Here is a 5,952-nt window from a genome sequence, read left to right as displayed (position 1 = left end):
TTTTTTTTACAAAGAAAGGAATAAATCGCCAGCATAAAAACAACCGGCGTAGTCGTTTGACAACCTGGCTTTACAACGCAACACTCAAAACCTTTCGCAGGCCGGTCGCCATGGATATAAACACATGCCGCCTACCGGCCGGTTTTGATCAGAAACCTGAAAGCGAGCATGGTGATATCGTCGGATTGTTCCGCGCCGGCCGCATAAACGCGCAGTTTTTCGCGCATGATTTTAACCATCTGCTCGCCGCTGACGCCGCGACTCTGCCGCAAAGCATCCGTGGCGCGGTTTTCGCCGAACATGCCGCCGGCGCGGTCCATGGCTTCCGTGACGCCGTCGGTGTACATAAAAACAGTGTCGCCGGCCGCCAGACTGAAGGATTTCTCGTTGAAAATCAAGGCCGGCATAATACCCACCAGCGCGTCGCCGGTCAAAGGCAACTGCGCCGCCTCTCCTCCGGACCGCACAATAAACGGCGGATTGTGGCCGCCATTGCTGTATTTACATTCGCCTGTTTTTAAATCAACCAGCGCGCAAAAGATGGTCACAAACATGTTGGAATCGTTGCCTTCCGCCAGTTGCGAGTTTAAATGGCGCAAAATGACCGCCGGGCTGCGTTCCGTGCGGCAAATAGCCCGCAAAAGCGTTCTGGCCTCCACCATGAACAAGGCCGCGGGCATGCCCTTGCCGGATACATCGCCGATAAAAAGGAAAACATGCGCTTCATCCGGCATAAAAAAGTCGTAAAAATCCCCGCCGACCTCGCGCGCGGGCTCCAGTATGCCGAAAAGATCAAACTCCTTCCGGACGGGGAACGTTTTCGGCACCATGTCCATCTGGATCGCGCGGGCAATGTGCAGTTCGCTTTCAATGCGTTCCTTGGCGGCGGTGGTCTCCTGCAATCGGGCGATGTGCGTTTTAAGGTCGCCCCGCATGCTCTCAAAAGCGCCGGCCAGCTGGGCGACCTCATCCTCCCCCCTGACCCGGGGCAAAGGCTTGTCCAATTCGCCGCGGGCCATGAGGCGGGTGGCGCCGGCCAGTTGGCGCAACGGGCGGGAAATGGAACGCGCAATGCCCAGCGCCACCAGCAAAATCAGCGCGAAACCGGCCGCGCCCAGCATAAGGTTCACGCGGTTCAGGCTGAAAATCTGCCGCATAAGTTCCTTCCTGAAAAATATCACGCCCAGCGACCAGTCGGTGGCCGGAACCGGCGCAAAAAAGAGCCAGCCTTTTTCGCCGGAAACCACGCTGGTAAAAGGAATAAAATCAGTTTCGCCGCGGACCATCCGCCGGCCCGCCCGCCAGCCGGCGGAGCGAACGAGCGGATCGGGATTGATTTCGGCCGTGCTGAAAACGGTCTCATTCATGATCAATTCGCGCCGCGGATGCGCAATGAATGTTCCGTTTGCCGAAATAAGCCAGGCATAACCGACTTCCTTCTTCAAAAGCGAGGCCAGCAACCCGCTCAGCCATTCAAGAGAAACATCGCTGGTTACGACTCCGTAAAACTCATTGCTTTTAAAAACAGGGCAACTGTATGTCACCATAAGAATACCGCCGCCGCCCTCGTCAAAGTAAGGCTCGCACCAAACCGGCTTTTTCAGCTTCTGCGGAAGATAAAACCAGTCCCATGTGTCATAGCGATAATCATCCGCGCCAAGGTCCTTGCAAACCAGTTGCCCTTTTTCGTTAAAGACGTAAGGGGCGCAGTAATCGGGTTTTTGTCCGTTTAATGACGGGTTCAAGGCGATGGCCGCGCCGTAAATATTGCCGCTGTTCTGCTCCAAAGTGCGCCGCAGGAGTTGATACATGTCATTCGTGGAAAGAGACTGCATTTCCAGGCCAACGGTCATCCCCTGGACCGCCTTTTCCACCGACCGCGCCGTAGTTTCAATGCGGTTGACCGTGGCCGACGCCATGTAACGCGCCTTGGTCTCCAGATCGTCCATGAGCATGCGGCGCACGCTGACATAACTGTATCCGATAATCGCGCCCAGAATACATCCCGCCCCCAAAACAACCAGGAGGGCCAGGCGGACCGCTATGCTGCGGTTAATGAGCATCTCCCGCCCCTTTCTCCCGGAGCTCCGGTCCGCCCGGAACGCCTCCGCCCCCCGCAGTTGCGCCGCAGGCCGGCGCAAACGGATGAAATTCCCCGAATGCCGGCGCGGCGCGGATCAGTTTCCGCTCGCGCAGAAGAGCGGCGGCGCGATTGTATTGCGTTTCGGACAACACGCCGAACTGCCATGCATCGCCCTGACCGGAAAAAATGGAAACGATGATCTTTTCCAGCATCCATTTCATATGCGCGCGGTTGTCCGGAAAATGACCGCGGCGGACATCCTCCATGACAATATCAAGGGTTTCTTCCGGATTGTCCCGGGCATAGCGCCAGCCATCCAGCGAAGCTTCGGCAATGTCGCGGCACAAGCCCGGCCAATTCACCGCGGTTGATTCAGAACAATCCCCGGCGCATACTCCCTGCGCCAGCAGCGCGGCCAAAACCGCGGAAAACCATCGTTTCATATTTTCTTTCGCCATCCGCCGAAAATTTATTCTTTTGGGGAATGTTTTTGGACTTGATTTAAGATATATTTAATGGATACTGTCGTCAATTTTTTATTCCCGGAATGATTTTGGCCGCGCCTGATTTAACCTGAAAGGAGTATGCAGAAAATGAAAAACAAGGAATTGAAAATCGGCGTGATCGGCGCCGGCGGAAGAGGCGCGCTGGCCGGACATGCCCATCAGCCTGAAAAATGCGCGCGCCTGACCGCCGCCTGCGACCCCAATCCCGAAGCGTTGCGCAAGTTCAAGGAAAAATACGGGCCGGAGGTTTTCCTGACCGATGACTACAAGCAACTGGTTGCCCGGGACGATCTTGACGCCGTCTTTATCACCTCGCCCGATTTCCTGCACGAAGAACAGGCGCTGGCGGCCATGAAAAAGGGCAAATCGGTTTATGTTGAAAAACCGATGGCCATCACCACCGAGGGCTGCGACCGCATGCTGGAAGCCGCCTGCAAAAACAAGGTCAAGCTTTATCTCGGCCACAACATGCGCCATATGGGGTTCACCAGCAAAATGAAGGAATTGATTGACCGGGGCGCCATCGGCGAAGTCAAGGCCGGCTGGTGCCGCCATTTTGTCTCCTATGGCGGCGACGCCTATTTCAAGGATTGGCACGCCGAACGGTCCAAGGCCACCAGTCTGCTCCTTCAAAAAGGCGCGCACGACATTGACATTTTGCATTGGCTCTGCGGCGGACACAGCCGGCTGGTGAGCGCAATGGGCGGTCTGACCGTGTATGATCAAATCAAGGACCGCCATCCAAAATCGGAACGCGGCGACGCCAGCTGGCATCTGGAGAACTGGCCGCCGCTCAAGCAGAAAGGCTTGAACCCGGTGATTGACGTTGAAGATATTTCCATGATGCTGATGGAACTCCAGAATGGCGTCTTTGCCTCCTACCAGCAATGCCATTACACGCCCGACGGCTGGCGCAATTACACCATCATCGGCACGGAAGGCCGAATGGAAAACTTCGGCGATACGCCCGGCGCATGCGTGGTCCGGCTCTGGAACAAGCAGAACTATTATCAGCCGTACGGAGACGAGCAATTCTTCATTTCCCGCGACACCGGCGGCCACGGCGGGGCGGACCCGCGGATCGTGAATGAGTTTTTATGCTATCTCCGCGGAAAAACAATGATAAAAACATCAGCCGTCGCGGCGCGTTACAGCGTGGCGGCGGGCTGCGCGGCGGCCCATTCCCTGCGGCACGGATCAATCCCGGTTAAAATCACGTCCGTGCCGAAAAAGATTGCCGATTATTTCAATCGGGACGTTATCCGGTAGGGATTTCTCACGGAAAATACAACACATGCCGCGCGCGGCGGAAAACGAATGGACGCGGACGGCATTTTCTTGCGCTCGCGCAAAAAATATCGTCCGCATTCCCTTCACGGCGAGCGCCGCTAGCGGGTCGGCGAGCAGGCGAGAGACTTTAACTCCAATGCATGGGCGTGAATCTTGCCGAAAATGGCGGCAATATCCCGCATGTCGTCCCGCGTGCCCAGCAGAAGATGATGCCGGAACCAGAGGGCGGATTCCCGGCATAGTTTTTCCGTGCCGGGCAAAAACATTTTTTTATACTCCCGCCGGCTGGCAAACATGGGCTGCTTATAAAGCGGCATCGGATAACCCGGCACAAGATCAAGCCCTTCGGCTTTGGCCGCCTTGATCAGCAAAGACCGCGAACAGCCGAATTCCGCGGGCTCAAACCGGATGCAGAAAAGATGATAAGAGCGCGGCCTAACCCGTTTGTCGTCCGGCACCGGATACAAACCCGGAATTCCCGCCAATTGTTTGTTCAATATTTTCGCGTTTGCCTCGCGCCGGACGATATGTTTCGGCAGACGGCTCAACTGCGCCAGCAATATGGCCGCATGGAACTCGGTCAGGCGCAGGTTGCTTCCCATCAGAAAATGCTGATACCAGGGGGTATTTGCCCCGCGGCCGCAATTGGTGTATGACCGGCAGGTGTTCGCCAGTTTTTCATCGCTGGTGACAATGGCGCCGCCCTCGCCGGCGGTGATATTTTTGCTGGCCTGGAAGCTGAAACAGCCGCAGTCGCCAATGGCGCCCGCGCCGAATTTCCCCTTCCAGACGGTTCCCCAGGCGTGGCAGGCGTCTTCAACCACTTTAAGACGGCGCTTCCGCGCCAGCTTCATAATGGCGTCCATATCGGCCATGAAGCCCGCGAAATGGACGGGCATGATCGCCCGGGTGCGCGGCGTGATAGCGGCCGCGATTGAATCGGCGCTAACACAGTAATCAGCGGAATTGACGTCGGCAAAAACCGGCTTGGCGCCCACCCGCATGACGCAGCTGGCCGTGGCCATGAAGGTGTAGGCCGGAACAATCACCTCGTCGCCCGCGCCGATGTTAAGGGCCAAGAGGCAGGTTTCCAGAGCAGTGGTGCCGCTGGAAGCCGTAACACAATACCTGCCCCTCTGGAAGGCGGCAAAAGCCTCCTCAAATTCGCGCACCTTTTCGCCATACCACCACTTGCCGGACTCCAACACCTTGATAATTCCGCGCCGTTCCCGCTCATCCCACATTGGCCAGGCCGGCCATTGTTTACCAGCTGATCTTACCGGTTTTCCGCCAAACAATGCTAATTTCCGCATCATCGCCCCCGTTTTTTGCCGATTTTATTTATCATAAACGCACAACTGTTCAACCTTGAAAAATGGAACCCGCCTTTGGCCTTTGATTAACATAAAAAAACACCGCTTTGTTTTTCGTTATACCTGAAGTTTTCGAAATAACCCATTTGGTTATTTCAAAAACTAACGTGGTTATAACAAAGGACATGCGGCAGTATTTTTAAAGTTTAGATTTCTACATTCAAATGTCAAACCCGAATATTGCACGAATTTCGGCAATATTCGCTTTCGCTCAGGCGGGCATTGCCCGCCAGCGAAAGGCGTGAATCCGGGGCGGAAAGTTCCCGGTTGAATACGGCGCTAAATTGCCCCGCCATAGCGTCGCGAACCTCACGCAATGAGGGACAGGTTTTTCCGAGCAACTTTTCCAGCGAAGCCACCTCTTCGCCGGCCAAGCCGCAGGGAATAATGGCGGCAAATCCCGACAAATCTGGGTTCACGTTAAAACTCATGCCGTGATACGATACCCAGCGCCTGAACCTTACCCCGATGGCCGCCAGTTTGCCTCCCTCCGTCCAGGCGCCGGTCATGCCCGTGCGCCGCCAGGCCCGCACTCCGAAAAACTCAGCCGTGCGGATGGCCACCTCTTCAAGGGCGCCGAGATAACCGCGCACACCCCCCGCCCCATCCGCCGCAGCCGCCCCCCCCGCCCCCCGCCTGCTAATGGGATACATGACAAGTTTGCCGGGTCCGGGGAAAGTTACCGCGCCGCCGCGCGATG

At 56.3% G+C, this 5,952-nt stretch carries 5 protein-coding genes; 1 reads left to right on the top strand and 4 read right to left on the bottom strand.

The features are described 5' to 3' along the window. Window positions 1-131: 131 nt before the first annotated feature. Complete coding sequence (locus PHP98_11490) at window positions 132-2,063, bottom strand: SpoIIE family protein phosphatase (protein MDD5484251.1); 1,932 nt, start codon at window positions 2,061-2,063, stop codon at window positions 132-134. Further along, window positions 2,053-2,526, bottom strand: coding sequence for a hypothetical protein (locus tag PHP98_11485; GenBank protein MDD5484250.1), 474 nt, complete (start codon window positions 2,524-2,526; stop codon window positions 2,053-2,055). The genes PHP98_11490 and PHP98_11485 overlap by 11 nt, the downstream gene beginning before the upstream one ends. A gap of 150 nt (window positions 2,527-2,676) precedes the next feature. Here PHP98_11485 and PHP98_11480 point away from each other — a divergent pair, with 150 nt between their 5' ends. Beyond that, window positions 2,677-3,858: a Gfo/Idh/MocA family oxidoreductase gene (locus tag PHP98_11480; protein MDD5484249.1), complete on the top strand. Its 1,182-nt coding sequence runs from the start codon at window positions 2,677-2,679 to the stop codon at window positions 3,856-3,858. A 119-nt stretch (window positions 3,859-3,977) separates the two neighbouring features. Here PHP98_11480 and PHP98_11475 read toward each other — a convergent pair whose 3' ends face one another. Both PHP98_11475 and lipB read right to left on the bottom strand, forming a co-directional pair. Then, window positions 3,978-5,123 (bottom strand): DegT/DnrJ/EryC1/StrS family aminotransferase, encoded by a 1,146-nt coding sequence (locus tag PHP98_11475; protein ID MDD5484248.1) that lies wholly within the window; start codon window positions 5,121-5,123, stop codon window positions 3,978-3,980. 296 nt (window positions 5,124-5,419) lie between these two features. Next, window positions 5,420-5,952: lipoyl(octanoyl) transferase LipB (gene lipB / locus PHP98_11470; protein ID MDD5484247.1), on the bottom strand; the 533-nt coding region annotated here is incomplete at its 5' end.

It is taken from the genome of Kiritimatiellia bacterium, from assembly GCA_028715905.1.
GTDB lineage: Bacteria > Verrucomicrobiota > Kiritimatiellia > JAAZAB01 > JAAZAB01 > JAQUQV01.
This window is presented reverse-complemented; position numbering and strand designations above follow the sequence as displayed.

Coding starts and splice junctions, on each gene's coding strand:
- PHP98_11480 (MDD5484249.1), top strand. CDS start 2,677: ATGAAAAACAAGGAATTGAAAATCGGCGTGATCGGCGCCGGCGGAAGA.
- PHP98_11475 (MDD5484248.1), bottom strand. CDS start 5,123: ATGTGGGATGAGCGGGAACGGCGCGGAATTATCAAGGTGTTGGAGTCC.
- PHP98_11490 (MDD5484251.1), bottom strand. CDS start 2,063: ATGCTCATTAACCGCAGCATAGCGGTCCGCCTGGCCCTCCTGGTTGTT.
- PHP98_11485 (MDD5484250.1), bottom strand. CDS start 2,526: ATGAAACGATGGTTTTCCGCGGTTTTGGCCGCGCTGCTGGCGCAGGGA.